23 protein-coding genes and 1 pseudogene are annotated in these 23,870 nt (G+C 69.1%); 15 read left to right on the forward strand and 9 right to left on the reverse strand.

Features of this window, described 5'->3' with window-relative positions; all coding sequences use genetic code 11:
* The coding region (locus ABZ807_RS30140; RefSeq protein WP_357165428.1) for a M36 family metallopeptidase at positions 1–2,210 on the forward strand (2,210 nt) is incomplete at its 5' end.
* Between the two features lie 205 nt (positions 2,211–2,415).
* Here ABZ807_RS30140 and ABZ807_RS30145 read toward each other — a convergent pair.
* Positions 2,416–3,840 carry a M1 family metallopeptidase gene (locus ABZ807_RS30145; protein ID WP_357165431.1) on the reverse strand — a complete coding sequence of 475 codons (1,425 nt, stop codon included), beginning with the start codon at positions 3,838–3,840 and terminating at the stop codon, positions 2,416–2,418.
* Positions 3,841–4,211: 371 nt separating this feature from the next.
* Here ABZ807_RS30145 and ABZ807_RS30150 point away from each other — a divergent pair, with 371 nt between their 5' ends.
* The 7 genes and pseudogenes from ABZ807_RS30150 (at position 4,212) to ABZ807_RS30180 (ending at position 8,459) form a co-directional block, all read left to right on the forward strand.
* Entirely contained in the window at positions 4,212–5,150 is a 939-nt protein-coding gene (locus tag ABZ807_RS30150; protein WP_357165434.1) for a MerR family transcriptional regulator, read from the forward strand.
* 273 nt (positions 5,151–5,423) lie between these two features.
* Positions 5,424–5,543 (forward strand): annotated as a pseudogene (locus tag ABZ807_RS30155) (hypothetical protein); the annotation flags it as partial.
* Positions 5,544–5,646: 103 nt separating this feature from the next.
* Complete coding sequence (locus ABZ807_RS30160) at positions 5,647–6,330, forward strand: hypothetical protein (RefSeq protein WP_357165437.1); 684 nt, start codon at positions 5,647–5,649, stop codon at positions 6,328–6,330.
* Complete coding sequence (locus ABZ807_RS30165) at positions 6,321–6,698, forward strand: hypothetical protein (RefSeq protein ID WP_357165494.1); 378 nt, start codon at positions 6,321–6,323, stop codon at positions 6,696–6,698. Before ABZ807_RS30160 ends, ABZ807_RS30165 begins: the two co-directional genes overlap by 10 nt.
* 33 nt (positions 6,699–6,731) lie before the next feature.
* Positions 6,732–6,923 carry a zinc-binding dehydrogenase gene (locus ABZ807_RS30170; RefSeq protein ID WP_357165440.1) on the forward strand — a complete coding sequence of 64 codons (192 nt, stop codon included), beginning with the start codon at positions 6,732–6,734 and terminating at the stop codon, positions 6,921–6,923.
* 130 nt (positions 6,924–7,053) lie between these two features.
* Positions 7,054–7,551, forward strand: a complete 498-nt coding sequence (locus tag ABZ807_RS30175; protein ID WP_357165443.1) for a YcxB family protein — start codon at positions 7,054–7,056, stop codon at positions 7,549–7,551.
* Between the two features lie 302 nt (positions 7,552–7,853).
* Complete coding sequence (locus ABZ807_RS30180; protein ID WP_357165446.1) at positions 7,854–8,459, forward strand: YdeI/OmpD-associated family protein; 606 nt, start codon at positions 7,854–7,856, stop codon at positions 8,457–8,459.
* 78 nt (positions 8,460–8,537) lie between these two features.
* Here ABZ807_RS30180 and ABZ807_RS30185 read toward each other — a convergent pair whose 3' ends face one another.
* The 6 genes from ABZ807_RS30185 to ABZ807_RS30210 all read right to left on the reverse strand — a co-directional run bounded on the left by ABZ807_RS30185 (position 8,538) and on the right by ABZ807_RS30210 (position 14,112).
* Positions 8,538–9,785, reverse strand: a complete 1,248-nt coding sequence (locus ABZ807_RS30185) for an ABC transporter permease (protein ID WP_357165449.1) — start codon at positions 9,783–9,785, stop codon at positions 8,538–8,540.
* 83 nt (positions 9,786–9,868) lie between these two features.
* A complete protein-coding gene (locus tag ABZ807_RS30190; protein ID WP_357165452.1) occupies positions 9,869–10,648 on the reverse strand; it encodes an ABC transporter ATP-binding protein in 780 nt (259 codons plus the stop codon).
* Positions 10,645–11,649, reverse strand: a complete 1,005-nt coding sequence (locus ABZ807_RS30195; RefSeq protein ID WP_357165455.1) for an efflux RND transporter periplasmic adaptor subunit — start codon at positions 11,647–11,649, stop codon at positions 10,645–10,647. Before ABZ807_RS30195 ends, ABZ807_RS30190 begins: the two co-directional genes overlap by 4 nt.
* A 658-nt stretch (positions 11,650–12,307) precedes the next feature.
* Positions 12,308–13,036: a nucleotidyltransferase domain-containing protein gene (locus ABZ807_RS30200; RefSeq protein WP_357165458.1), complete on the reverse strand. Its 729-nt coding sequence runs from the start codon at positions 13,034–13,036 to the stop codon at positions 12,308–12,310.
* A 92-nt stretch (positions 13,037–13,128) separates the two neighbouring features.
* Positions 13,129–13,488 (reverse strand): hypothetical protein, encoded by a 360-nt coding sequence (locus ABZ807_RS30205; protein WP_357165461.1) that lies wholly within the window; start codon positions 13,486–13,488, stop codon positions 13,129–13,131.
* Positions 13,489–13,626: 138 nt separating this feature from the next.
* Complete coding sequence (locus tag ABZ807_RS30210; RefSeq protein ID WP_357165464.1) at positions 13,627–14,112, reverse strand: hypothetical protein; 486 nt, start codon at positions 14,110–14,112, stop codon at positions 13,627–13,629.
* Positions 14,113–14,755: 643 nt separating this feature from the next.
* Here ABZ807_RS30210 and ABZ807_RS30215 point away from each other — a divergent pair.
* From ABZ807_RS30215 to ABZ807_RS30225, 3 genes are read left to right on the forward strand one after another with little or no spacing between them, the layout of a single operon-like run.
* Positions 14,756–15,172 carry a GntR family transcriptional regulator gene (locus tag ABZ807_RS30215; protein ID WP_357165467.1) on the forward strand — a complete coding sequence of 139 codons (417 nt, stop codon included), beginning with the start codon at positions 14,756–14,758 and terminating at the stop codon, positions 15,170–15,172.
* A gap of 11 nt (positions 15,173–15,183) precedes the next feature.
* Complete coding sequence (locus ABZ807_RS30220; RefSeq protein WP_357165470.1) at positions 15,184–16,074, forward strand: ABC transporter ATP-binding protein; 891 nt, start codon at positions 15,184–15,186, stop codon at positions 16,072–16,074.
* A complete protein-coding gene (locus tag ABZ807_RS30225; RefSeq protein ID WP_357165473.1) occupies positions 16,071–17,060 on the forward strand; it encodes a transporter in 990 nt (329 codons plus the stop codon). Before ABZ807_RS30220 ends, ABZ807_RS30225 begins: the two co-directional genes overlap by 4 nt.
* Before the next feature lie 121 nt (positions 17,061–17,181).
* On the opposite strand, the gene ABZ807_RS30230 is transcribed toward ABZ807_RS30225, so the two are convergent.
* On the reverse strand, positions 17,182–18,420 hold the full coding sequence (locus ABZ807_RS30230) for a hypothetical protein (protein ID WP_357165476.1): 1,239 nt from the start codon (positions 18,418–18,420) through the stop codon (positions 17,182–17,184).
* Positions 18,421–18,533: 113 nt separating this feature from the next.
* On the opposite strand from ABZ807_RS30230, the gene ABZ807_RS30235 reads away from it, so the two are divergent.
* The 4 genes from ABZ807_RS30235 to ABZ807_RS30250 all read left to right on the forward strand — a co-directional run bounded on the left by ABZ807_RS30235 (position 18,534) and on the right by ABZ807_RS30250 (position 21,459).
* Positions 18,534–19,115, forward strand: a complete 582-nt coding sequence (locus ABZ807_RS30235; protein WP_357165479.1) for an RNA polymerase sigma factor — start codon at positions 18,534–18,536, stop codon at positions 19,113–19,115.
* Positions 19,108–19,827 carry a hypothetical protein gene (locus ABZ807_RS30240; RefSeq protein WP_357165482.1) on the forward strand — a complete coding sequence of 240 codons (720 nt, stop codon included), beginning with the start codon at positions 19,108–19,110 and terminating at the stop codon, positions 19,825–19,827. The genes ABZ807_RS30235 and ABZ807_RS30240 overlap by 8 nt, the downstream gene beginning before the upstream one ends.
* A 211-nt stretch (positions 19,828–20,038) precedes the next feature.
* A complete protein-coding gene (locus tag ABZ807_RS30245) occupies positions 20,039–20,554 on the forward strand; it encodes a hypothetical protein (RefSeq protein WP_357165485.1) in 516 nt (171 codons plus the stop codon).
* Positions 20,555–20,787: 233 nt separating this feature from the next.
* The gene (locus ABZ807_RS30250; protein ID WP_357165488.1) at positions 20,788–21,459 is read left to right on the forward strand and encodes a DUF305 domain-containing protein; all 672 of its coding nucleotides are present in this window, start codon (positions 20,788–20,790) and stop codon (positions 21,457–21,459) included.
* An 82-nt stretch (positions 21,460–21,541) separates the two neighbouring features.
* On the opposite strand, the gene ABZ807_RS30255 is transcribed toward ABZ807_RS30250, so the two are convergent.
* Positions 21,542–23,257, reverse strand: a complete 1,716-nt coding sequence (locus ABZ807_RS30255; RefSeq protein ID WP_357165491.1) for a hypothetical protein — start codon at positions 23,255–23,257, stop codon at positions 21,542–21,544.
* Positions 23,258–23,870: the final 613 nt, after the last annotated feature.

Consider the following 23,870-nt stretch of genomic DNA (forward strand, 5'->3'; position numbering starts at 1 on the left):
GGCAACTCGTCATCGACGACTCCTCCGACACCCACCTGTGGAACGCCAGCATCGACGCCGAAACCGGCAAACTGCTCAACGCCGACGACTGGACCGACCAGGACAGCCCGACAGACCTGGCCAGCACGCTGGGCCGCCGGGAGACGAAGACGGCGGCCATCGCGACCCCGACCGTCGCCACCGACAAGGTCAGCCCGCCGAACCCGGTCGATGACGGGTCGAGCTACCGCGTCTTCGAGTTTCCGAAGGGTGACCCGAACGACGGCCCGCAGACCCTGGTGACCAACCCGGCGGACGGGACCGCGTCGCCGTACGGCTGGCACGACACCGACGGCACGCCGGGCGCCGAGCACACCACCACCCGGGGCAACAACGCGTACGCCTACACCGACCGGGACGCCAACAACCAGGTCGACCCCGGCAGCTGGGCCGACGGCGGCGCCAGCCTCACCTTCAACTTCCCGGCCGACCTGAACGAGCATCCGCAGACCTACGCCCAGGCCGCGGTGGTGAACCAGTTCTACTGGTGCAACGTCGTCCACGACCTGACCCACCGGTACGGCTTCGACGAGGCGTCCGGCAACTTCCAGGTCAACAACTACGGGCGGGGTGGAACCGGCGGCGACGACGTGCAGTGCGAGGCGCATGACGGCTCCGGCCAGAACAACGCCAACTTCTCCACGCCGGCGCTGGACGGTGGTCGCCCCCGGATGCAGATGTTCCTCTGGCCGGGCAACCAGTTCGGCCTGCCGAACGCCGTGACGATCGACGCGGGCTCCGCCGCCGGCACGTACGAGGCGGAGTACGCGCGGTTCACCCCCGCGCCCACCAGCGCCGGCTTCGCCGGCCAGGTGGTGCTCGTCAACGACGGCGTCGGAGCGACCGGCGACGGCTGCACCGCCCACAGCATGCCCAGCGGTGCGGTCGCCGTGGTCGACCGGACCAGCAGCTGCAACTTCTACACCCAGGTGGTCAACGCCGAGCAGGCCGGCGCCGCCGCGGTGGTGGTCGTCAACAACGTCGCGGGCGCCCCGGCGGCGATGAGCGGATCCATGAGCCCGGCGGTCGGCATTCCCGCGGTCATGGTGAGCCAGGCCGACGGAAACAGCATCAAGGCGGGGCTGCCGGCGTCCGGTCGGGTGCACCGTAACCTGGCCCGGCCGGCGATGCGGGACGCCTCGTTCCGCTCGGAAACGATCTTCCACGAGTACGGCCACGGGGTCTCCAACCGGCTGACCGGTGGCCCGACGGTCAACTGCCTGACCGGCGACGAGCAGATGGGCGAGGGCTGGAGCGACTTCCTCGCGATCGTCTCGCTGCTCAACCCCGCGATCGACGATCCGGAGAACGCTCGCGGTTACGGGCAGTACCCGCTGTTCCAGGACAGCCGGGTGGGTCCCGGGATCCGGCCGCGGCCGTACTCGCGGAACATGGAGATCCAGCCGTTCACCTACGACAGCATCAAGACCGGCGGCTGGCTGGACGGCACCTCCCTGGCCGCGCCGCACGGCATCGGCCACGGCTGGGCGGCCGTGCTGTATGACATGACCTGGAACCTCGTTGACCGGCACGGCTTCAACCCGAACGCCTACGAGTCGTGGCGCACCGGCGGCAACAACCTCGCCCTTCAACTGGTCATGGACGGGCTCAAGATGCAGGGTTGCGGGCCTGGTTTCGTCACTGGTCGCAATGCGATCATCGCCGCCGACGCGGCCCTGACCGGTGGCGAGAACGCCTGCACCCTCTGGGCGTCCTTCGCGCGTCGTGGTCTCGGCTACAGCGCTGTCCAGGGCACCACCGCCCGCAATGACAACGCCGAGGCGTTCGACACGCACCCGTCCTGCCGGGGCGACTTCATCGGTCGCGCCGCGCAGCCCGCCGTCAACACCGTCATCGCCGGTGACGCCGCACCGATGAAGTTCCGGCTCGCCACCAACCGCGGCCTGAACGTTCTCGCCAGTGGCTCGCCGTACTCCCGGTTGGTCGACTGCGACACCCTCAAGACCGTCGGCCCCGACGGGCCGATCACCCCCCGACCCACCCCGGTCGCCGCCCACAACCCCGGCGGATCACACATGTCGGTCAGCGCCAACGGCCAGTACAACTACCCGTGGAAGACCGACCCCACCTGGGCTGGCACCTGCCGCGAGTTTGTCCTCACCCTCGACAACGGATTCCAACACCGCGCCTACTTCACGTTCACCAGCTGAGCCGTAACACCCGTACCAGCTGAAACCGGAGGGAGCGTTCCGACCGCGGAACGCTCCCTCCGGTCCATGCAAACCACCACATCAAGACAGCAACCCGCCGCGCCCGGTATATCGAAGGTAAGTGCGCCGGCTGCTTGCGGCTATCGGCTCCCTCCAAGGCGCGGGTGGGGCCCCGCGACCCGTCGGTCGCGGGGCCCCACCGGCGTCACCAGGTCGTGGGCTTGCCCTTCTGGAACAGCCACACGTCGAAGAAGGCACCGAGGTTCTGCCCGGATTCCCGCTCGGCCAGGGCGATGAATTCAGCCGTTCCGGCGTGGCTGTGGCGGTGGCTCGCCGCCCACTCGCGCAGGATGCGGAAGAAGGTGTCGTCGCCGACCTTGCCGCGCAACGCGTGCAGGGTCATCGCCCCCCGGTTGTACGGGATGTTGCTGAACATGTCCTCGGGGCCCGGGTCGGCGAGGACGATCTGCCAGAACGACGACGACGCGGCCCGACCATAGTTGCTGCTGCTGTTGAAGGTCTGGTTGACCGACGCGCCGCCGTTGTACTCGGTGTACATCCACTGGGCGTAGGTGGCGAAGCCCTCGTTGAGCCAGATGTCCGACCAGCGCTCCGGCGAGACGCTGTCGCCGTACCACTGGTGGGCCAGCTCATGGGCCATTGTGTTGACGCTCGCCGCGCCGGAGAAAATCGGCTTGGTCTGGGTCTCCAGGGCGTAGCCCACGTTCGGGGCCCGGTCGATGATCGCACCTGTCGAGGCGAACGGGTACGGACCGAACTTCGAGGAGAAGAAGTCGATCATCTTCGGGATCTGCGCCACCGCGTTGGCGGACCCGGCGACGTGCCGCGGGTCGACCGCGACGTACACCGGGATCCCGCTGGGTGTGGTCGACTCGGTGACCACGAAGTTGCCGATGGTGATCGTCGCCAGGTAGGTGGCCATCGGCTCGGTCGAGTCCCACGTGAAGGTGGTCCAGCCGTCCCTGGTCTCCTGGGACAGGAGCTGGCCGTTGCCGACGGCGGTGAGCCCCTCCGGCACTTTGGCGGTGAACCGGAAGGTGGCCTTGTCGGTCGGGTGGTCGTTGGTGGGCAGCCAGGCCGGCGTGCCCTGCGGCTCCCCGACGACGAAGGCCCCGTCGTCGGTCGGCACCCAGCCTTCGATCGACCCGTCCGGGTCGGTGACCGGGCCCGGTACGCCGGCGTACCTCACCACCACGGTGAACCTCTGCCCGGTCTTGAGCTTCGGGCGCGGAGTGACGATCAATTCCTGACCGTCGCGGGTGAATTCGTGCGCATGCCCGTTGACCGTCAGTGAGGAGATTCCCGGACCGCGGAAGTCCAGGTTGAACTGGTCGAGATCCTGAGTGGCGATCGCGGTGATCGTGGCGGTGGCGTCCATGAACCGGGTCGCCGGGTCGTAGGAAAAGTTGAAGTCGTAGTGCTGGACGTCGTATCCGCCGTTGCCCTCGTCCGGGAAGTACGGGTCGCCGACGCTCGCCGCACCGGCCGAGTAGCGGGGGGCACCAGGGTTGCCCGGTGCTGCGCCGGCCGGGACCGGTGACACCACCGGTCCGGCGGCCACCAGGGCGACCGTGGCCAGTGCGGCACCGCGCAGGCGTGGGATGGTCATATGATTCCTCTCCATTGGACTGCCAAGGCAGCGCTGGCTACCAGATGAGTACGTCCTATCCACCCGCACCGGACGTGAATGCGTCAAGCATCCGCAGGCCACCCTCGCCTTCGCCATCGCCCGGATGCGCTCAAACCGGGTACTACGCCGGACCGCCCCGCCCCCGCAGTCGGGGATGATCGGTCGTCCACCCCGCCGTGGCGCCGAGTTCGTCCTGGTGATCCCGCCGCATCGAGCGAACCCGACAGGGTGGCGCCCGCCTCGGCTGTCGCGTGACTTTCTCGGCGGCAACACTTGTGGCTGAGGGCAGCTCGCTGTTGGCGGGCGAGCGGGCTTGCGTCTCCTGTAGGGGGAGGCGCGAGGGTGGGGGCATGGACGGCGACACGTTGTACTCGATCGGTGATCTGGCCCGGCGAACCGGGCTGACGGTCAAGGCGATTCGGTTCTACTCCGACCGCGGGATCGTGCCGCCGACTGATCGCAGCCCGGCTGGCTACCGTCGCTACGGCATCGAGGCCCTAGCACGCCTGGACCTCGTGCGGACGCTGCGCGACCTGGGACTGGACCTTTCGACCATCCGGAAGGTCGTGGACCGGGAGATCTCGCTTCCCGAGGTCGCCGCAGCGCACGCCGAAGCACTGGCGGTGCAGATCCGCATGCTGCGCCTGCGGCGTGCGGTGCTCGCGGCGGTGGCCAGGCGCGGGTCCACCCCTGAGGAGATGGATCTCATGCATAAGCTGGCCAAACTCTCCGAGGATGAACGTCGGCGTCTGGTCGACGAGTTCCTCGACACCGTCTTCGGTGGCTTGGACGTCAGGCCCGAGTTCGTGGGGATCAGGCGCTCGATGACCCCCGAGTTGCCCGACAACCCTGAGGCCGAGCAGGTCGAGGCGTGGGTGGAACTGGCCGAACTGTCGCAGGACCCGGATTTTCGCGCCAGCATGCGGCGGATGGCACAGCAGCACGCGGCCGAGCGTGCCGAAGGCGACAGCACGCTGGTGCGCCGCGATGCTGCCGCCCTCGTTCGTGACCAGGCTGGCCCGGCCCTGGCAGCCGGCATCGACCCGACCTCGCCTGATGCCGAGCCGATCGTCACGGCGGTCACGGCTCAATACGCGTACGCCGTCGGCCGCCCCGACGACCTCGACCTTCGGCGCCTGCTGTTGACCAGATTGGAGACCGCGAATGACTCTCGCAGAGAGCTGTACCTTCAGCTGCTCTCGGTGATCAACGGCTGGCCGGCGGGGGAAAGCCTGGCGCCGGCGTTGGACTGGTTCATCCAGGCTTTGCGGGCTCGGATACCGGGGTAGCGGATCGATCGGCGCAAACATTGCCGGACCGGCCATCGCGAAGGTGACCCTGGAACTGCGCGTGCTGGCGGGACCGGCCGATGTGTGAGTACGCCGACCTCACCTCGATCCTGCCGCACCGGCACCCGATCCTGTGGCGTACCTGCGCCGCCTCGAATTCGTTGGGACTGGACGGCCGGGATGAGCGCCGGGGGATCCGGTGTGCCGCGCGGTCCGTTCGCCGCGGCCGTCGCCGCCGCGCGGGCCCGAGGTGAGCTGGTCGTGCAGCCCCGGATGGGCTTCGGCGACCCGGTCGCCATGAGAGCCGGGGCTGACCGCGGTGTCGGGGCCCGGGCGGCGACCGTGGGTACCGTCACGCTGGACAGCTACACGCGGGTCGGCGACCACGCGGCGGTCCGGCGAGCGCTGGCCGACGGGTTACCCCTGAACGGCTACCCGATCGTCGCGCACGCGCGGAGGCGACCCGTTGGGTGCTGGCCGCCGCGCACGGTACGGAATGCCGGTACAGGTGCGGCACGGCTCGGCGCTGCCCGAGGAGATCTTTGCCGCGCTGCTGCGGACCGGGGTGGACGCCACCGAGGGGGGCCCGGTCTCGTACCGCCCGCCGTACAGGCGGGTGCGACTATGCGACGCCGTCGACAGTTGGGCGCGCTGTTGCGCCGGGTACGGTCGGCTGCGCGACGTCGGCGTCGAGCCACATCTGGAGAGCTTCGGCGGTTGCCTGCTCGGGCAGCTCTGCCCGCCCAGCCTGTTGATCGCCGTGACCGAGCTGGAAGGGATGTTCTTCCGGCAGCACGGGCTGCGCAGTGTGTCGCTGAGTTACGCCCAGCAGGCCTCGCCGGAGCAGGACGAGGAGGCGTTGGCCGCGCTGCGCCGACTGGTCGACGAACTGCTGCCCGAGTTGGACAGCCACGTGGTGCTCTACACCTACATGGGGGTGTATCCGCGCACCCGGGACGGGGCGCCGCGGCTGCTCGGCGCCGCCGCCCGGCTCGCGGTACGTGGGGGAGCGGCTCACCTGATCGTGAAGACCCCGGCCGAGGCGTACCGCATCCCGACGATCGCCGGGTCGACGCGGTTGGTCCTTCCGTCGCAGATCCCGCGATCGGTGACGATGTCGTCGGCTTCTCGCCCTGGCTGCGCACCACCGTCGGTGCCCACGCGGAGTATGTGGTCCTAGAGGCCGAGTGGCTGACCGCCGCGCCCGCCGGGATTCCCGCCACCGAGGCCGCGACCCTGCCAACCAACGGCCTCGCCGCAGCCCAAGCCCTCGACCTGCCCACGCTCCCGACGGGCTCATCCGTGCTTGTCACCGGCGCCGCAGGTCAGGTCGGCGGGTTCACCCTCGCGCTGGCCCGGATCGCCGGCCTGCACGCCACAGGAATCGCGGGAACCGACGACCGCGAGTTCGTCGAGTCGCAGGGCGCGGCGTTCGTGCCCCGCTCGGACGGTCCGCTCGCGGTAGCGCCGGACAACTTCGACGCCGTTGTCGACCTGGCACTGATCGGCCCGTCACTGATGGAACTGATCAGGGACGGCGGCGCCTAACTGGCCGCCTCACCCCCGCTGCGCCCGAAGCCGGTGCGGGGGATCCGAACATTTGCACTGAACGTGCTGCCGGACGGCTCCCGGCCGACCGACCTTGTGAAACTGGTGGAAAGCGGTGACATCCCGCTGCGAGTCGCCGGGGTGTACTCCTTCGCCGACGCGGCGGCGGCGCACGACCGACTGGCCCGAGGCGGCGTGCGAGGCGGCGTAGTGATCGTTCCCTAATCTGCCACCCCAGATCAACGCCCCCCGCGCACGCTTCTAGCCGCTGAGAGCGGGCCGCTCCCGACGATCCGGCCAGCGGGGCGCGAGTCAGGCGCTGCCCGAGGGCGGATGGGGGCACTATCGTTCTGGCGTGCACATCCGTTTTGACGTCCCGGCCGATCCCGCCTACCCAGGCCGCGTGGCCGCTGCGCTCAGCAGTGTCCGGCTGCGTAAGTACGGTTATATCGGCGCGGTGCTGGCGGCGGTCGGGGCGATCGGTTTCGCCGTCTCGCGGGGGTTCGCGTGGGGCGACCAGATCTTGCCGCTGTGCATGGCGATGGTCGTGGGTGGCCTGTTGTCGATGCTGTACTCGCCGTGGGTGCGGTTGCGTGCCCGGCGCCGCTCCAGTGGCTACGCTGTCGAGGGCGCCTACGACATCACCGACGACAACATCATGATGCGCAGCGGCTCGGAGTCCGGCGGCATCGCCTGGGACGGGGTCGCCCGGGTAAGGGACACTCCTGAGTTCTGGATCGTGTACGTCGGCCGGATGCCGGCGACCGTGATCCCCCGCCGCTTGATGTCCGCCGAGGACGCCGAGACGTTGCGAGCCTATATGGCCAAACGTGGGCTACTCCAGCTTCGGTGAACTCATTTGCCGCAGACCGAGCGGTTGAGGTGCGCGGCTGGATCGCCGGGCGTGGCCGGCTCGTACGGCGTCTGGCCGCCACCGTGGATGGCGCTGGTGATTGTCAGAGGCCCGTAGTGGTGGACGACGCTCGCCGCAACCGGCACGTGCACGAGGAGTCCGACATGCCGGCCCGACGTCGAGACCGTCCTGAGCGTCGAGGTCCTGCCCCGCCGCCGAGCGACCGGCGCGCCGGCAGCCCGGCGAGTCGGTCTGGCCCACAGGCAGAGGCTGCGACAACGGCGCAGCGATAGCCTGCAGTCATGGGTAGCGCCGAACTGGATGAGTTGATCGTTGCGGACGCCGAGGCGCTGCGCGCGTGGTTGTCGGCCAACCACGCCACCTCGCCCGGTGTCTGGCTCGCCCTGGCCAAGAAGGGCGGCACAGTCACGACGCTGACGTGGCAGCAGGCGGTCGACGAGGCCCTGTGTTTCGGCTGGATCGACGGGCAGGCCCGTAAACGGGATCAGGAAACCTCCTGGATCCGGTTCACCCCTCGCAGGCCCCGCAGTTCCTGGTCACAACGCAACGTCGCCCACGTGGCCCGGCTGGAGGCGCAGGGGCGAATGCTGCCCCCAGGCCGCGTCGCGGTAGAAGCCGCGAGGGCGGACGGGCGGTGGGCGGCCGCCTACGCCCCGCCGTCGGAAGCCGAGGTGCCGGCCGACCTCCTCGCCGCCATCGCTGCCAACCCCGCCGCCCAGGCCATGTTCGGCGTACTCACCAAAACCAACCGGTTCGCTCTCATCCACCGCGTCAATGCCGTCAAGCGGTCGCAGACCCGCGAGCGGAAGATCGACGAGTTCGTTGCCATGCTGGCCCGTCACGAGACGATCTACCCGCAAAAGGCCAAGCCTCCGAACTCGCCGTAATCGACATCTTCATGATCATGCGCACGCATCTGCCGCAATGCGCGCGTCGTTGCCGGTCCCTCATACCTGCGCGACGCCTCAGGCGCGCATAACGGTGGCGATCGGGATGCGGGCGGCCCGGATCGCCGGGATGAGGCCGCCGAGCAGCCCGGCGACGAGGCCGGCGATGACCCCCGCGGCCCCTGCCTGCCAGGGGAACACCAGATCCCGCAGGAACTGCTCCCGGTCGCCGAACAGCGTGCTGACTGCGGTCAATGCGAGCGCGGACAATCCGATGGCGGCGGCCGCGGTGAAGAGGCCGGTCAGAAGTGTCTCCGCGAGGACGATGCCGGCCAGCAGCGACCGTGAGGTGCCCACCGCGCGCCGCAGCGCGAATTCCTCGACCCGCTCTCCGACGGTGGCGAGCCCGACGTTGAGGATGCCGGCGACGCCGATGAGTAGGACCAGGCCGGCCATGCCGAGGAAGATCCAGCGGATGAGTGCCAGCTCCTTGGCGATGTCCTTCCGCGCCTGGATCGTCTCGAACTGGAGCTGCTCCGCGGGAATCCCGCTGGCCGCGAGTCGGATTCGCAGCAGCTGCTCCACGTCGCCTGCCGTGGGCGCAAGCATCACCTGCAGCCCGGGACCGAAGTTGCCGCCGTTGCTCGCGCGGGGCACCCAGTTTTGCAGCTCATCTGCTCGGGTGTAGGCGGTGGGCTGCGGATTGCCGTCGTCGATCACCCCGATGATGCGCGGCGTCGGGTTGGCGGTCGCCCCCTCAACGCGCATCTCGGCCGGCACCTGGTGGCGCGTAAAGCCCTTGGCCGCCTCAAGGTTGAGGACGATCCGCGGGGACAACGACGGGTCGGAGGAGAAGTCCAGCCACTGGCCGGACACCGACCGGAAGGGCCGGAACTGGCGGATGTCGCCGGTCAGCGCGCTGAGGCTCAGCTCAATCGCCTCGCCGGGCACGGGGACGGCCGGGGCGTCGCCGGCCGTCTGTATGGGCTCGCAGTAACCGCGAGGGTCGCAGTACATCTCGACGCCACCGGGACCCGCGTACTGCCCGCCGCCCGGCTGGTCGAACGGGGCGGCACCGGGGTTGACCGGGTTGACGCCCGGCTCTCCGATGATCGCCTGGGTGGTGGAGACCGCGACCGCGTCCTTGCGCCCTTTCAGGGTGTCCTGGCTGATCTGGATGGTGTCGGCGTTGCCCGGCAGGTAGGTCTGCCGGGTGCCGTCCTTGCCCACGTGCAGCTCCAGATCAGCCAGCCGGGCGCTCTTCGCCGTCTCCGCGCCGACCTGGACGACCACGACGGCCAGCACCCCCAGGAACAGGCTCACCATCGACAGGAGGGTGCGGGTTTTGCGGGCCCGGATGCCCTGACCACCGATGATCAGAGCCGAGCGGAATCGCCCAGAGAGCCGGATCACGTCGCCGCCCCGCTGCGCTGAGCATCGGTCCGGTCCGGCCCGATCGCCGCTCTGTGCCGCGCTGGCCCGCTCAACTGAGGCACGCTCCCCGTGTCGGTAGCCGGGTGAAGCACTCCGTCGCTGAGGCGCAGCACGCGCTGCATCTTGTTGGCGTGGTCCCAGTCGTGGGTGACGAGGATCAGACCACAACCCCGGTCGGTTGCTGAGCGCATCACCTCGATCACCAGGTTGCCCGTCTCAGTGTCCAGCGCCCCGGTGGGCTCGTCGGCCAACAGCAGACGCGGCTCCCGGACGAGCGCCCGGGCGATCGCCACCCGCTGCTGCTCGCCGCCGGAGAGGCGGGCCGGCCGGTGCTTGGCGAGATGTGCGATGCCGACCTCGTCGAGGGCCGCCATGGTCCTGGCCCTGCGTTTGCGGCGCGGCAGCCAGCCTTGGCCGTTCACCAGGGCCATCGCCACATTCTGCGCGGCGGTCAGGTGCTTGAGCAGGAAGAACCGCTGGAACACGAAGCCGAACTCGGCGCTGCGCAGTGCTGCCGCCTTACGCTCCGGTAGCCGGGTGATGTCCCGGCCATCCAGCAGGTACTGTCCGCCGTCGGGCCGGTCGAAGAGGCCGATCAGGCTGAGCAGTGTGCTCTTGCCGGATCCCGAGCGGCCAAGAATGGCCACGCTCTGACCACTGTCGACGGTCAGGTCGGTGCCGTCGAGGATGGTGCGCGGCGCCTTCTGGCCTTTCAGTGTCTTGGTGATGCCGTTGAGCTCCAGCAACGCCGTCATTTTTCACCCATCGGAGCGGCGGGGCTGTCCTCCCCGCCGGGTTTGGCGGGTGGGAGGTTGGGGCCGGGGACTGCGACCGTCTCGTCGCCGGTGAGACCGGACTTGATCTCCACGGCCTTGCCGTCGCTGAGCCCGAGTACGACGTCCCTGGTCTCCCGGGTACCGTCCGGCTTGACCACGTCCACCTTGCCCCGGCCCTGCCCGCCGGCGACCGCTTCGACCGGGAGCACCAGCGCCTTGGTGGCCCTCGCGGTCACCACCTCGAGCGTGGCGCTGGCGCCGTTGATCAGCTTCACGCTGGCGGGTGCGGTGCACACCAGGCGCATTCCGGTCGGCTCCGACGGCTCGGTCCTGTCCTGCTCGACCGAGGGCGCTGGGGCGACTGGCGGGGCGGACGGCTGGCCGGACGGCGCGGCGGACGGCTGCGCGGCCGGCGGGTCCGGGATGGTGCCGGCGGGCAGGGCGGCGATGGTGCCGAGCACCTTGCACGGGAACGGTCCGGGGCCGTTCTTGATCTGGGCCTGGACCGTCGCGAGCGCATCCGAGATCTTGTATGCCTGGGCACCGTCGATCTCGGCGACGAGCCCGTAGCCGACCTTTTTCGCCGAAACGATGGGCATCCCGGCGGTCACATTGGAGCGGTCGTCCACCAGTCGGCCGGCAAACATCGCACCCGCCGGGACATCGATGCGGTGCGCCTTGCCGGACTCCCAGACGCTCGCCACCCTCGTCGGCCTGGTCGGCGTACTCCGCGGCGTCCTGACATCGAGGTACCGCACCTGCCCGGCGGCCGGGGCCACGATTCCGAACACCGGATTGATGGTCACCTTGCCGGACAGGCTCACCTTGTTGGCAAGGTCCTGGCGGGTGGGCTGCACCGTGGTCATCGTCGTGCCCCGGGGCGCGAGACCAGGGGTCTCCGTCTGCGCGTTCGGCTCGCTGCAGCCGGTAGCGGCGGCCACCACCAACGCGAGTACGCAGAGTGACAGCAGTCTTCGCACCGGTACCCCTAACTCGCTCACTTCGCGAACATACAAGACGCGGAGGTTCGGCGATCAGTTGTCCACGGCGAGGGGCGACCTCGCCGACAATCGATCCGCCGAAGACTACCGCCAACCCTCCTGGTCCGATGCCCGCCCGGGGAGAAGCCGATACCTGGCAGACAAGGGCTCCCTTGGGGACCGGCTGCTCCGGAGCTCCCTTCATTCCGGCATGAAGCGGCGGTCGCCGCCTACCTGGCCCGCTACAACGGACTGTCCAGGTGGCACACCGGGCCTGACGCTGATGATCCGCCGCGCACGACATCCGCAACGCCGCAGAGTGAATGCTGCACCTCGGACGGGCCTCCCTCGTTGAGGGAGCCTGCAGATGCCGCAATCACAGGTTTGCCGTGCAGGACAGGCACTTCCGCCTATCCACACGCCAACAACTGGCCGTACTCGGTGATCAACGCGGACCCGACCGAGTGTCCGAGCGCACCTCTGTAAGACGCTGTGCGGCTACCAAGCGGGCCGCTGTCAGCGCGTCAGCCGGGCCTGCTGGCCGTCCCGTCACGGTACGTGATGGGACGTACGGTGGCACCCGATGCGCAGTCTTGCCGAAGACAGTGCGCCAATTTGTCGTCTCGGTAGTTCCTGCCGGGTAAGGAGAGCGGCCCGCCTACGCCTGGCCGTTGTGTGCGTGGGCGATGGTTTGACGGGCGTCACGCCAGGCGATCAGGGCTGTTCGCAGGCGGGGTGAGGTGAGGGTTTCGCCCCGGCGCCTGGCGCGTAGCTGATTGACCAGCCAAGCCGGAGCATTGGCCCGTTCGACGGCCTGGCTCTTCGTGAGGAGTGCACCGTTGCTCAGCGCGTAGCGGCCACGGGCCATCGACGTGAGACTGAGATCGGCGATGACGGGATCCAACCACATCCACGGACGCCGGGCCGCCCACGCCCAGTACCCAGTGAGCTCAGCATGGGCAGCCTCGCGTACGTCGTCGTCGCTCATCGCCGGGAGCACATCGCGCGGCGAGCGGCCGAGAATGGCGTATCCATGGCGCACGAGCTCAGCCCTGGTGATCCCCGAGAGGATGCGCTGGACGAGTGAGCCGTGAGTCCAGGTCGGGTGCTCCATTCGAACGTCGGAGAGCTTCATGGCGTCGACATAGACGCATCCGAGGTGGAGACCCGCGCCAGCGCCCTCGTCAAGATGACGATGCACCGTCATGAGTGTGGACTGCCGGTGCGCATCGACCGGGCCGTTGACCAGTGCGACCAGGTCGAGATCGCTGACGCCGGGAACGTAGTCGCCGGTCGCCAGTGAACCCGCGACATGGAGATCACTGATCCACCCGAGTTCGCCCAGTCGCTCGCCGAGCTCCGCGACGGCAGGCATCGAGGTCACCATGACTGAAGTCTAGAAACCCTCGCGCACGGGCGGTACGTGTACGCGTGGGCAGGAGCCTCGCGGACCAGGGTGAACCGTTGGCGCCCAGCGCTCTACTGGCCGAACGTGTACCGCAGGTTCGCGTTGATCGGCTGGTTGAGCCGCTTGCGCATGTGCCCGAGCAGCGATGGTTCCGGCAGCGGCTCCGCGAGAAGGAGGGTCCAGCGCAGGTCGGTCCCAGCCATGCCGTCAGAAGGCAGGTCGAAGCGCACCGTCGCGTCTGATCGCTTGTTCCAGATCGATGACCACACGACGAGGCGGGGCTTCTCGGCCTGGAGCGTCTGTGGACGCTGCTCGTCGTCGAGCAGCAGGAGCCACGGACGGGTCGGGTCACGGTCCGGCTCGGTGAGCGCCTCAAAGATCACGTGAGGTGGTGCTGGTTGGTTTCGCTTCCGACTGCCGGCTTCGAGCACGACCAAGGTTAGAGCAGCCCATCGCGCACCCCTCCGCACGACCGCGAAATCCGCCCCGGCAGCGTGTCGCGGCATGACGACCCAGTCGGCAGGCGTCTGATTCTGCCGCGGGTCGCGCGGGCGTGCAGATGAGTGGGCTCATGGTGTGGAGGTCAGGCGCCGCAGCCGCCGGTTCCACCATCCGGGACGGGTGTGGGCCTGCCTCCGCAATCGCCGGTGCTCCCAATGCTGGAACGCGATGAGTGCCGGCACGAGTCCGAGCATGGCCATCGGCAGGCGCACGCGGGCGGTGCGGTTCTCCCGGACGATGGCGAGCAGGCCCGTCGCGCCCGAAAAGTAGAGGATCGGGTTGTAGAAGGGCATCAACTGGGATCCCAGCCCTTCGCAGTCTTCCAACCACGGCAGACCTGTTCTTGTGCGACGAGTTGGCCAGCCGAGCAGATGAGCCGATACGGCAGCGAGCCCGAAGCCGTTCGCCGCCGCTAGCAGTTTGTCGGCGGACGCGTCGCGAGCGGTCGCAACCCAGACGCCGCCCGTGACGATTGTCCAGAAACCCGTTGCGGCGTACGGCCCGAGTATCGAGACGAGCGGCATACCGACGCCAGCCCCCAACTCGAAGACCACGTGTCCCGCCAGGCTGGCCACGGTCAGCCGCGTCAGGGGTCGGCGCCCCGCGGGCTCCGCGGGGATTCGATGGCGACGGCCGCGCCGCAGCCGACCTGCGGTCATCACGGGCGACAGCCCGAGGCGAGGTGTACGCAAGGAAAGAGTGTCATGTCGTTTCACCCCTCATGACGAGGTCCGCCGGCCTCTGCGGGATCGGGCTGACCCGGGCTGCCAGGGTCGCCCCGTGCCTGTTCAAGGCTGGCGCCCGTCGGCGGCGAGACGGGCAGGGTGCGCCCGGGCACGCACGTCGCAGGGCCGGTGCCGGCGCATTCCCCCTGGCCCGAGTCCCCCCTGGCCCGAGTCCCCCCTGGCCCGAGCCCCCTTGGCCCGAGTTGGCCGGGCCTACCCCGTTTGCAGCCAGATATTCGGCACCTGGCAGGTAGGGCATCGCAGGTAGGGCATGGCAGGTAGGGCATGGCGAGGCGTGTCCGGGCGGGCGGTCGACGTTCACCGACGTTGGCGAGGACGGACGCCGAACCCATCGGCTCGCCGGGTGAACACGCGGCGCGACGCGCCGTGACCGCCCTTGACAGCGGCTCAGTCCGCGTTAATGCTGTCTATTAGTCCTACTGCCGTAGGACAATAGAGAGGATCGTCTCGAGTGATCGAGTTTGTGCTGGACAGCCGGTCGAAGGTGAACACCTACATGCAGCTGGTGCAGCAGGTGAAACAGGCGCTACGCGTCGGCCTGTTGACGCCGGGCGACCAGTTGCCGAAGGTTCGTGACGTCGCGCAGTCGTTGGCGATCAATCCGAACACCGTGCTCAAGGCGTACCGCGAACTGGAGATCGAGGGTCTGGTCGGCGGTCGACCCGGGGTCGGAACGTTCGTCGAGCGCACCCTGGCGGGCGCGTCGCTGCCCAACCAGGCCGAGCTGCGAGAGGACCTGGTGGCGTGGCTGCACCGGGCGCAGGCCGCCGGACTCACGCCCGAAGACGTGATCGCCCTGGTGGAGACCACTATGCGGGCCACGCTCGCCGACCAGGCACAGCAGAGGGAACCCGCGCGAGCGGAATGAGAGGACAGAGGATGGACGTGGTCCTGGAGGCCGAACAGCTGGGCAAGCGGTACGGGAGCAACTGGGCGCTGCGAGACTGTTCGCTGCACCTGCCGGCCGGACGTATCGCCGCTCTCGTCGGGCCGAACGGTGCGGGCAAGAGCACGCTGCTGCACATGGCCGTAGGCCTGCTCCGGCCCGACGCCGGGGCGGTGCGGGTGTTCGGCAAGTCGCCGTACAACAACACGAAGACACTGGCCGACATCGGGTTCGTCGCCCAGGACACCCCGCTCTACCGGGACTTCACCGCCGCCGAACTGGTCACCATGGGTGCGAAGCTGAACCGGCGATGGGACGGCGCACTGGCCAGGAACCGGCTGGCCCAGCTCGGCATCCCGCCGAACCGGCCGGTCGGCAAACTGTCCGGTGGGCAACGTGCCCAGGTGGCGCTCGCGCTCGCACTGGCCAAACGGCCACGGCTGCTGCTGCTGGACGAGCCGGTCGCCAGCCTGGACCCACTGGCTCGGCGGGAGTTCCTCCAGTCGCTGATGGGCAGCGTCGCCGACGCCGGCACCACGGTCCTGCTCTCGTCGCACCTGCTGGCGGACCTGGAGCGGGTCTGCGACTACCTGATCGTGCTGCACGCCGCTCAGGTGCAGCTCGTCGGCACGGTCGACGACCTCGTGGCAGGGCACCGGCAACTCGTGGGCCTCCGGCACGACGGCAGTCCGATCGGCGGAGTTGCGGCCGTGGTCCGGGCCAGCCACACCGATCGACAGTCCACGCTCCTGGTCCGCACCGACGGGTCGATCGGCGATCCCTCGTGGACCGTCCGCGAGGTCACCCTGGAGGACGTCATCCTGGCCTACCTGGCAGACGGCGACACACCGGCGAGTCACACCGAATGGGGGGTGCCGGCATGATCTGGCTGACCTGGCGGCAACACCGCAAACAAGTTCTGTTCACCCTGATCGGGTTCGCGGTACTCGCCGCTCTGATGATCCCCATCGGCCTGTCGATGCGGCACACGTTCGCCGACCTCGGACTGCCGGACTGCGTGCGCCAGATGACCCGCGCCGACGTGGCCCCGGCGACGATGGACACCTGCGACGCGGCGTTCCGCCGGTTTACGAACCGGTACGGCAGTCTGAACCTCGTGGCCGTGCTGCTTCTCGTCCTGCCGATGCTGGTCGGCCTGTTCTGGGGCGCCCCGCTGGTCGCCCGCGAGGTGGAACACGGCACGCACCGGTTGGTCTGGACCCAGGGCGTCGGCCGGACGCAGTGGGCACTGGTCAAGTTCGGCGTGGTCGCAGCGGCCACGGTGACCGCCGCGATCTGCTACGGGCTGGGCATGTCGTGGTGGGTCACCCCGCTGACCCATGCCGCACACGAGGGCCGACTCGGCGTCGTCGTCTTCGACCTGCAAGGGATTGCCCCGATCGGCTACACCCTCTTCGCCGTTGCGCTGGGCATCTTCGCCGGCACCCTCTGGCGCCGGATGCTGCCCGCCATGGCCGTCACCCTTGCCGGGTTCGTCGGCGTCCGGGCGGCAGTGGCGATCCTGGCCAGACCGCACTACCGACCCGCCCGCACCCTCACCTTCCCCGTGGAGGGAACCGAGGGCCCGAGGATGACCCGCGGCGACTGGATCCTCTCCAGCGGTGTCCGCGACGCCAACGGAAAGCTGGTGATGGCCGACGCTCAGGTCGTTTGTCCGCCGGGTGTTCGGGGACCGAGCGGTGCGGCCTGCGGTGCTGACCTGGGCGTCGGGCCGGGCGCCTACAACTGGCAGCTGTACCAACCGGCGGGCCGGTTCTGGCTTTTCCAGGGCATCGAGACCGGCATCTTCGTCGTTCTCGCCCTGCTCCTGCTCTATCTCGCCATCCGCCGGATCCGCCGCATCGCGTAGTTGCACCAGCGGTGATCGCCGGTCCCTCCGAGGCCCGGCGATCACGCGCTTGTCGGGCTGAACTGCCGACGCCCGGGCCAGCGGTGAGTGTGGTCGACCACTGTCGGGTCAAGATGGGGGATCAGGCGGGTCCGGCCAGGCCATGTACGACCACCAGGCCGGGTACGGCGGCGCGGCCGAGTTCGGTGCCGGTGGCGGAATCGTGCCAGCTCACGGCATCGGTTTGGCCTACGTAGAGGCGCTTGCCGTCGGGGCTGAGCACGAGACCGGTGACGGGCTCGCGCACCGGCCATTCGGTGGCGAGGCTGGGGCGCGCGAGGTTCACCGTGCGGACCATCGTGCCGGCGCCGATGAAGAGGCGCTCGCGGTCGGCGGCGGCGTGTCCGGTGCCGCCCGCCGGCGGCGCCCCGGCCAGCACACCCTTGGCCAGCGTGGCCGTCCGGCGTACCGTCAGCTCCTCCGTGGAGATCTCCGCGACGCTGCCCGACGTGACGTCGGCGACGAATAGCCGGCCTCCGTCGGGGCTGATCGCCATGGCGTGACCGCTCGCGGACGCCTCTCCGAACGGGTGCGGCAGGTCGATGCAGTACGCCCAACGCTCGGTGAGGTTCAGCGTGTGCACGAACGCGTGCACATTGCCCGGCCGCCCGCTGACCAGGTCGCGGGTGTGCTGGTGGTCGGGCTGATGGGTGTAGAGCGTGTAGAGGGTCGTGCGATCCGGCGCGAGCACGGCCTGGCGTCCGTCGCCGCGCATTTCCTCCTCGGCGCCGGGCGGAATCGGCGCCTTGGCGCGGGTGGAGAGCGGGCCGGGCGCCTTGGTGGCGAGATCGACGACGCGGACCCGGTAGTGGTCCGGCGCCGTCGCGGGGAGCCACTCGAGGACGAACAGGCCGGCGAGATCCTCGGTGAACGTTTCCGGTACGAAGTTGCCCCGCAGCTCCAGCCGGTGCCGGACCCCGGTGACGTCGGCGATCAGCACCGGGGTCACGTCCCGGCCGTCCGGGCGTCCCGCAGTGACATTCACCTCGTTCGCCGTGAGCGCCACCGTCGTACCGCTCGCCGAGACGGCCTGCGGCACCCAGCGTCCGGGCAGCTTGACCCGGGTGGAGGTGCGGCCTGTGGCGGTGTCGATCCGCCAGAAGGCGGTGTCGGGGCCTTCGGGTGCGGTCGCGTAGATCGCCAGCCCGTCGGCTGTGGCGACGGAGCGTGGGATCGTCTGCCGGTCCGCACCACGCAGTACGCCGAGCCCGTTGGCGACCTGGACGAGCAGTGGGTCGGGGATGGTGACGGCGCGGGCGGAGTTCGGGCTTCGAGCTGGTTGGCAGCCGACCAGCGCTACGGCGCCGGTACCGGCGAGCACGGTCAGAACGGTGCGACGCGAGAGCGTTGTCGTTGCCATCATGTCCGGGTGACACCGCCAGACCCGCCCGGGTTCCACCCGCCGAATGGAACCCGCACGGCCCGGACGGTGTCATGAGTGTGACTCAACCGGAGGTTCCACTGGACGACGAAGAGCTCGTCACCCGCGCTCGGGCAGGCGACCTGGAGGCGTACGAGCGCCTGGTCGCCCGGCACACCGCGGCCGTGTACCGGACGGCTGTGCTGCTCGGCGCGGGTTCGGATGCTGAGGACGCCATCCAGGAGGCGTTTGTGAAGGGATACCGCAACCTCTCCCGCTATCGGGGAGAGTCGTCCTTCCGCTCGTGGCTCCTCGCGATCGTCGCCAATGAGACCCGCAACCTGCACCGGTCGCGCAATCGGAGGGACGGACTCGTCCTGCGGGCCGTGGCGGCGAACCCGCAGTCGGACATCGCCGAGGATGTCGCAGTCGGCGGCGTCCTCGCCGGGGAACGCCGCGCCACGCTGGTACGGGCCCTGCGACTGCTACCGGTGAAGGACCGTGAGGTGATCGTCTGCCGGTTCTTCCTCGATCTCAGCGAGGACGAGACCGTGACGATGTTGGGATGGCCCCGAGGCACGGTGAAGTCGCGGACGTCCCGGGCACTGGCGAAGCTCCGTGGCCTGCTCGACCTCGAGGAGGTTCGCCATGGATGACCTCGAAAGGGAGCTGCGTGACCTCTCGGCATGGCTGGAGACACCCGCCCCGCCCGACGTGACCGCCCGCGTACGCGCGCAACTCGCCGCACCCGTGCCCGGGCGACGCCGGTGGCGCTACTACCTTGCCGCGGCACTCGTCGCACTGCTCGTTGCCGTGCTCCCGCCGGGGCGGGCCGCCCTCGCCGACGCCGTGGCGGAGCTGCTGCGCTTCGCCGGGATCACCATCGCCACGTCGCCCGCACCGGCACTGCCCACCGGCACTCCGTCGCCGTTGCCGGCGCAGCGGCCCGCCGCCCTGCATGAGGCGCAGCGGAAGGTGCTCTTTCCGATCCGCATTCCGGCGAAGCTGGGCCCGCCCGAACAGGTGCTGGTCGCCGATGTCGATGGCATGGGCACCTATCGAGTGGCGACGCTGCTCTATCGCGGGGGCGCGCTGCGCATCGATGCCTTCGACGGTGGTCTCGACCCGGTCTTCCAGAAGCAGGCCAGCGGACCGGGAGTGGACTGGGTCGAGGTCAACGGCGACTTCGCCGTCTGGATCGGTGGCCCACACGCACTGGCCTATGTGGATCGCGCGGGTACGGTCCGGGTGGAGACGGCGCGGCTCGCCGCCTCGACCCTGATCTGGCAGGAGGCCGGCGTGAGCTACCGGCTCGAAGGTGACCTCACCCAGCTCGAGGCCATCGAGATCGCCAACTCGCTGAATTAGGGGAACAGGCGACCAGACCGCAGGCGCGCTTCGACCTGCCTTCTGACGGCACCGCTGGAACTGACATGCGCCGGGCCCTCCTGCTGGCGGACCGTCAACCGCCCGATCCTGGAGGCTCGGCCAGGAACCCGGAGGGCCCGGCCGGTGTCTTGACAGTGCCAGGCACGAGTCGAGTCGTCGGCAGGCATGACGCTTATCCGGAAGGTGCGAGATGGGTTCATGGGGCAGGTTGTTGCTGGGGTCGGTGGTCCTGCTGGCGGGGTGCACGACCACGGGCCGGTCAGCCGCGCCGGTCGGCGCTCCGGCCATCACGGCCTCGGCGAGCGCGGCGACAGGAGGCTGCGGCTCGCGGGTCGAGACGGGGTCCCTGCCCAACTGGGCGGACGCCGGGTTCAGCGGGGACGCCCGGATCCCGCACGTCTTCGGCGTGAAGGGCGACATCGTGGCGGTGCTGTTCGGTTACCCGCTGGCGCAGGCCAGAGACGACGGCTCCAGCAACAAGATCCTGTGGGTCCCCCGTCGTACCACGACGTCGTCCGACCCGACGTCGCCGGCCACCCTGGCGATCACCGCGACGCTGGACGGCACCGACACGCGGGTGACCCGGGAGGTCACCGGCGGGCCGGGCCCATCGATCATCGACATGCCGCAGGGGGGCTGCTGGCACCTCGAACTCCGCTGGTCCGGGCGCACCGACGCGATGGACCTGGTCTACGCCGACAAGTAGGGGAAGTCTCGTCGGTGAAGTCGCTGCCCGCTTCCAGGCCGGCAGTGGGCTGCCGTCGCGGTTCTTGCGGCACGGACCCCTTGTGGACCGGTCCTGGCCATTCGGGTGAATCGGCCGTTCGCTGGCCGGTGGGCGATCTACGCGCAGCCGGCTGGCGGCCTGGTGACGGCGACGGACATGAGACACTATGGCTCTCACTTCTGCCAGCTCAAGCTCGGATAGGTACGTGAGTCATGACCCCGTCTCGCCGCTTGATCATTTCAGCTGTCGTCGCCACGGTCGCCGTCGGCTCGGGAGCGTTCGTCGTGTTCTGGGCCAACAGCGATCAGCCGTACCGTCCGCCGAGCTCGCACGTGGTCCAGCCGGGCGCGCCGGGCCAGCCGGGCAGATCATTGTCGGGGAATGAGGTGTCTCAGCTCTCGGCGCCCGGGTTCACCGCAGCCGACACGCTGTTCATTCAGGGAATGATCCCGCACCATGCCCAGGCATTGGAGATGACCGCACTCCTGCAGGGCCGCACCACCAACCCGGACCTGACGTTGCTCGCCAAGCGGATCGACGTGTCGCAGCGTGACGAGATCGCGCGGATGCAGCGGTGGCTTGAGGAGCGGAGCGTGCCGAGCATGGGACCGAACGCGGGTCATGCCGCGCACGACAAGCTCATGCCCGGAATGCTCAACAAGGAGCAGCTCGGCCAGCTCAAGCAGGCGCGCGGCGCGGAGTTCGACCGGCTCTTCCTCACGTTCATGATCGGCCACCATCAGGGAGCGCTGGCGATGGTGGAGGAACTCTACGCGACGGGTGGCGGGCTCGAGCCGGCGACCGACCAGTTCGCCCGTGAGGTCAACGCCGACCAGAGCATCGAGATTCAGCGGATGCAGGAGCTACTGGCCAAGATGCGCTGATATCCGCGCGGCCGGCAGACAAAGGCAAAGGGCACCTCGACTCGAAGGCTTCGAGTCGAGGTGCCCTTCAGTCAGGGACAGGTCACAGCGATGCCGACAGGTCCAGGATCGCCTGCTTCAGCTTCTGGTGCTCCGAAGCGGTCAGCTTGCCGGCGATCTCCTGCAACTGCGACACCGCGGCGTCCCGCTGGCCGTCGGCCGCGAACCGCTCGGCCCGCTGCAGGAACTTGTCGACCTGGGACTCCAGTGGGTGACCGATCGCCTTGGCACGCACGACCTGGTCGTAGTGCGCACGCGCAACCGCGATGCTCGGCGTCCAGGTGACCTTCGGCTGGCCCTGGGCGTTGAACTGGCCGAGCTGCACCTCCGAGGCTGCCTGGATCTCCGCCGTCGACAGGTGCTGGCTGGGCGTCAGCTTGAACACGTCGAGGCCGCGGGCGATCTCATTGCCGTAGAGGTTGCCGTTGTACCAGTACGCCGACCAGAACCCCCCGAGCACGAGCGCGTTCGGGTTGACCGCCCCGCGGTCGAAGAACGCGATCTCCTGCGGGTTGGCCGAGTCGGTGAAGTCGAACACGGAGATGCCGCCCTGGTACCAGGCCTGCATCATGATGTCGCGGCCGGGCACCGGGATCAGCGATCCGTTGTGCGCGACGCAGTTCTCCTGCAGCGTCTGGGGAACTGGCAGCTTGTAGTAGCTCGCGAACTTCATCTTCCGGTCGGCGATGTCGAAGATCGCGTTGGCGCCCCACTCCGGCTGGTCGGTGTCACGGCAGCGAGCACCGCCACCGCCGCCCCACTCGTCGGTGAAGATCACCTTGGTGCCGTCGTTGTTGAACGTCGCCGAGTGCCAGTAGGCAAAGTTCGGGTCGGAGACCTCATCGATCCGGCGGGGGTTCGCCGGGTCCGAGATGTCCATCAGGATGCCGTTGCCCTGGCAGGCGCCGGCGGCCAGCCCGATCTCCGGGTACGCGGTGATGTCATGGCAGGCGTTGGTGTTCGGCGTGGGCGACCAGGTCGACCCGGACGGGTGCCGGGGCGTCTGCGGCCCGTTCTGCAGGCCGTCGATCCGGCCGGTCTCCGGATCGGTGAACAGCCGCGGCTGGCTCACGACGGCGGCCTGCTCAGGGGCCGCCACCGGCACCTTGATGACCTCGATCCGCCACCGCGACGGGTCCTCGCCGTTCGCGGCGTTGTTGTTGCAGCCGGCCATCGTCGTGGCCGGTCGCACCGAGGTCGTGCCCGATACGTAGACGTAGACGTTGCTGGGGTCCTTCGGGTCGCTCACCACCGTGTTCGTGTGCGAGCCGCGGCAGAGCTGAACGGCCGCGACCTGCACCGGGTTGAGCACGTTGCTGATGTCGAAGACCCGGACGCCCTGGAACCGGGTGCCGACGCTGGGGTTGGTTCCGCAGTCGACCCGCCCGCGGGTCTCCTCGACCGACATGAAGAGCAGGTTGCCGTGGACCGAGAGGTCACCCTGCCCACCCGGGCACACGACGCTGGTGACAAGCGTCGGGTCGGCGGGCTTGGAGATGTCGACGATGTTGAACCCGTTGTAGTTGCCCAGGAACGCGTACTTGCCGCCGAAGGTGAGGTCCGAGGCGTAGTACCCGCCGTTACCGGGGTTCGCCGGGTCGACGAAACCCGCCGGCTTGTCGCGATGCGCCAAGTGCTCCAGGTTGCTGATCGCGGACTGCGCGTCGAGCCAGCCGGCGCCGAGGCCGATTCGTGGATCGGGCTCCGCTGCCGACGCCGTGCCGGGCAGCACGCCGACGAGGAGCAGCCCTGCGGCCATCAGGCCGAGCGCTTGCCGTCCCCTACGTGATCGAGAACGCAACTGATGTGTCATATGTCGCCTTCCAGTTGAAAGACCTGATGCGACGTCCAGATTGATGGGAAGGGCGTCGTGTAGGTAAGGACCGTACCGTCGATCGGTCATTGGTCAAGATTCCCGCGGGATATGCACATATTTGCGTAGGTGAACGTGGTGCGGCGGCCATCGCTCCGGATGTGGCTGGTTTGGTCGAAAGACGTGACCGGCCGGTACTGGGACCGGCCGGGGCTGCGCCGTCGCCGTCCGCTGCCGTTCGTTCCCGTTTCTGTGGCTCTGTTTCCCGCCCAGGGCTTGCGCGGTCCCCGCTGCCGGGGGGTGTCCACATCGGCTTGACCCGACCGGCTGCGACAGGCGTAGGACGTGCTGGGCGAATGTTTCGCCACTCGTCGGATGATCGGGTGCGGGGTGCGCCGTAGCGTCGGTGCAATTCACCTCGCACGGGCTTGATTACTGAACGTGATGTCCGGGTGGGCGCGGCGGATCGGCGCGGCGGATCGCTGCGGCGGTCGTGGATCGGCGCTGCATGCTGTCTTTTCCGACCCCCGAAGGGAGCAGTTGTGCCCCTGATTCCTCG

Origin of the sequence: Micromonospora sp. NPDC047548 (assembly GCF_040642975.1) — a bacterium.
Lineage (GTDB): Bacteria > Actinomycetota > Actinomycetes > Mycobacteriales > Micromonosporaceae > Micromonospora.

What these genes read in the sequence shown, in the direction of transcription:
- ABZ807_RS30145 (WP_357165431.1), bottom strand. Translation starts at nt 3,840, where the DNA reads ATGACCATCCCACGCCTGCGCGGTGCCGCACTGGCCACGGTCGCCCTG.
- ABZ807_RS30150 (WP_357165434.1), top strand. Translation starts at nt 4,212, where the DNA reads ATGGACGGCGACACGTTGTACTCGATCGGTGATCTGGCCCGGCGAACC.
- ABZ807_RS30160 (WP_357165437.1), top strand. Translation starts at nt 5,647, where the DNA reads ATGCCGGTACAGGTGCGGCACGGCTCGGCGCTGCCCGAGGAGATCTTT.
- ABZ807_RS30180 (WP_357165446.1), top strand. Translation starts at nt 7,854, where the DNA reads ATGGGTAGCGCCGAACTGGATGAGTTGATCGTTGCGGACGCCGAGGCG.
- ABZ807_RS30185 (WP_357165449.1), bottom strand. Translation starts at nt 9,785, where the DNA reads ATGGTGAGCCTGTTCCTGGGGGTGCTGGCCGTCGTGGTCGTCCAGGTC.
- ABZ807_RS30190 (WP_357165452.1), bottom strand. Translation starts at nt 10,648, where the DNA reads ATGACGGCGTTGCTGGAGCTCAACGGCATCACCAAGACACTGAAAGGC.
- ABZ807_RS30200 (WP_357165458.1), bottom strand. Translation starts at nt 13,036, where the DNA reads ATGGTGACCTCGATGCCTGCCGTCGCGGAGCTCGGCGAGCGACTGGGC.
- ABZ807_RS30220 (WP_357165470.1), top strand. Translation starts at nt 15,184, where the DNA reads ATGGACGTGGTCCTGGAGGCCGAACAGCTGGGCAAGCGGTACGGGAGC.
- ABZ807_RS30225 (WP_357165473.1), top strand. Translation starts at nt 16,071, where the DNA reads ATGATCTGGCTGACCTGGCGGCAACACCGCAAACAAGTTCTGTTCACC.
- ABZ807_RS30235 (WP_357165479.1), top strand. Translation starts at nt 18,534, where the DNA reads ATGAGTGTGACTCAACCGGAGGTTCCACTGGACGACGAAGAGCTCGTC.
- ABZ807_RS30240 (WP_357165482.1), top strand. Translation starts at nt 19,108, where the DNA reads ATGGATGACCTCGAAAGGGAGCTGCGTGACCTCTCGGCATGGCTGGAG.
- ABZ807_RS30245 (WP_357165485.1), top strand. Translation starts at nt 20,039, where the DNA reads ATGGGTTCATGGGGCAGGTTGTTGCTGGGGTCGGTGGTCCTGCTGGCG.
- ABZ807_RS30250 (WP_357165488.1), top strand. Translation starts at nt 20,788, where the DNA reads ATGACCCCGTCTCGCCGCTTGATCATTTCAGCTGTCGTCGCCACGGTC.
- ABZ807_RS30255 (WP_357165491.1), bottom strand. Translation starts at nt 23,257, where the DNA reads ATGGCCGCAGGGCTGCTCCTCGTCGGCGTGCTGCCCGGCACGGCGTCG.